Source organism: Ruegeria sp. BG3, assembly GCF_056538485.1.
In genome coordinates this window covers 1-2,500 of record NZ_JBQFTE010000021.1, presented here as the reverse complement: position 1 = coordinate 2,500, position 2,500 = coordinate 1, and the positions used below count along the sequence as shown (strand labels likewise).

Sequence of the window (2,500 nt, the reverse complement as noted above, 5' to 3'; positions counted from 1 at the left end):
GGGTAGAGCACTGGATGGGTAATGGGGCCCCACAGGCTTACTGATCCTAACCAAACTCCGAATACCCGGGAGTACTAGATGGCAGACACACTGCGGATGCTAACGTCCGTAGTGGAGAGGGAAACAACCCTGACCTACGACTAAGGCCCCCAATTCATGGCTAAGTGGGAAAGCAGGTGGGACGACCAAAACAACCAGGAGGTTGGCTTAGAAGCAGCCATCCTTTAAAGATAGCGTAACAGCTCACTGGTCTAAATAAGTTGTCCTGCGGCGAAGATGTAACGGGGCTCAAGCCATGAGCCGAAGTCTAGGGATGCGTAAGCATCGGTAGCAGAGCGTAGTGTGACATAGAACTCATCCGTATTTGCATCCACTTGGATGTAATGACGGATCGAGTTCTTTCGATGAAGCGGGCGCGTGAGCGATCCCGTGGAGAGATCACTAGTGAGAATGATGACATGAGTAGCGACAAAGAGTGTGAGAGACACTCTCGCCGAAAGTCCAAGGGTTCCTGCTTAAAGCTAATCTGAGCAGGGTAAGCCGGCCCCTAAGCCGAGGCCGAAAGGCGTAGGCGATGGGAACTAGGTTAATATTCCTAGGCCAGGAGGATGTGACGGATCACAAGTGTAGTTCAATCTTATCGGATTGATTGGGCTGCTGAGTGGTTCCTGGAAATAGCCCTCCATCAGACCGTACCCTAAACCGACACAGGTGGACTGGTAGAGCATACCAAGGCGCTTGAGAGAACGATGTTGAAGGAACTCGGCAAAATACCTCCGTAAGTTCGCGAGAAGGAGGCCCGGTTCCTAGGCAACTAGGGGCTGGGGGCACAAACCAGGGGGTGGCGACTGTTTATTAAAAACACAGGGCTCTGCGAAGTCGCAAGACGACGTATAGGGTCTGACGCCTGCCCGGTGCCTGAAGGTTAAAAGGAGAGGTGAGAGCCTTGAATTGAAGCCCAGGTAAACGGCGGCCGTAACTATAACGGTCCTAAGGTAGCGAAATTCCTTGTCGGGTAAGTTCCGACCTGCACGAATGGCGTAACGACTTCCCCGCTGTCTCCAACATCGACTCAGCGAAATTGAATTGCCTGTCAAGATGCAGGCTTCCCGCGGTTAGACGGAAAGACCCCGTGCACCTTTACTACAGCTTCGCACTGGCATCAGGATTGTGATGTGCAGGATAGGTGGTAGGCTTTGAAGCGGAAACGCAAGTATCCGTGGAGCCTCCCTTGAGATACCACCCTTCGCACTCTTGATGTCTAACCGCGGTCCGTTATCCGGATCCGGGACCCTGCGTGGCGGGTAGTTTGACTGGGGCGGTCGCCTCCTAAAGCGTAACGGAGGCGCGCGAAGGTTGGCTCAGAGCGGTCGGAAATCGCTCGTTGAGTGCAATGGCAGAAGCCAGCCTGACTGCGAGACTGACAAGTCGAGCAGAGTCGAAAGACGGCCATAGTGATCCGGTGGTCCCGAGTGGAAGGGCCATCGCTCAACGGATAAAAGGTACGCCGGGGATAACAGGCTGATACTGCCCAAGAGTCCATATCGACGGCAGTGTTTGGCACCTCGATGTCGGCTCATCTCATCCTGGGGCTGGAGCAGGTCCCAAGGGTACGGCTGTTCGCCGTTTAAAGAGGTACGTGAGCTGGGTTTAGAACGTCGTGAGACAGTTCGGTCCCTATCTGCCGTGGGTGTAGGAGACTTGAGAGGAGTTGCCCCTAGTACGAGAGGACCGGGGTGAACGATCCACTGGTGGACCAGTTGTCGTGCCAACGGCAGTGCTGGGTAGCTATGATCGGACAGGATAACCGCTGAAGGCATCTAAGCGGGAAGCCCCCCTCAAAACAAGGTCTCCCTGAGGGCCGTGGAAGACCACCACGTCAATAGGCCGGAGATGTAAGCGCAGTAATGCGTTCAGTTGACCGGTACTAATCGCCCGATAGGCTTGATTTGATCCAGTAACAGAAAGACAAATCAAACCAGAAGCATACACCGACCTTGACTAAGGATAGCGTCGCAGCGCCAAGCCGCGATGTTGATTGAAAACACAACCGTGCGGCAACGCGCCTTTATCTGCGATAAAGACGCTGCCTGCCGCATAGTCGCTTTCTTGCACAGCAAGAAAGTCGACCGAGGGCTTTTCCTCGGTTTGGTGGTCATAGCGCAAGTGAAACACCCGGTCCCATCCCGAACCCGGAAGTTAAGCACTGCCGCGCCAATGGTACTTGGGCTTAAGCCCCGGGAGAGTAGGTCACCGCCAAACCTAGCAAAAGCCCAAACATCTCTCTAACGATGATACAAATCTGACTCTGACGCGGGATGGAGCAGCCCGGTAGCTCGTCAGGCTCATAACCTGAAGGTCGCAGGTTCAAATCCTGCTCCCGCAACCAGCGTCAGAAAACCCAAACAGCCCGTTCAGACTACAATTGATCCACTGGATCAATCGCTTAGCGTTCTCACCTCGTCAGGCCTATAACCTCAAGGTCGCAGGTTCAAATCCT

1 tRNA gene and 2 rRNA genes (1 of these 3 cut by a window edge) are annotated in these 2,500 nt (G+C 54.2%); all 3 read left to right on the top strand.

Annotated elements, in window-relative coordinates:
* Positions 1 to 1,952, top strand: a 23S ribosomal RNA gene (locus ACR0AI_RS21840); it begins 878 nt to the left of the window's first position.
* Between the two features lie 195 nt (positions 1,953 to 2,147).
* Positions 2,148 to 2,262: ribosomal RNA gene (gene rrf, locus ACR0AI_RS21835) — 5S ribosomal RNA — on the top strand.
* Between the two features lie 50 nt (positions 2,263 to 2,312).
* Positions 2,313 to 2,389: transfer RNA gene (locus ACR0AI_RS21830), tRNA-Met, on the top strand.
* Positions 2,390 to 2,500: the final 111 nt, after the last annotated feature.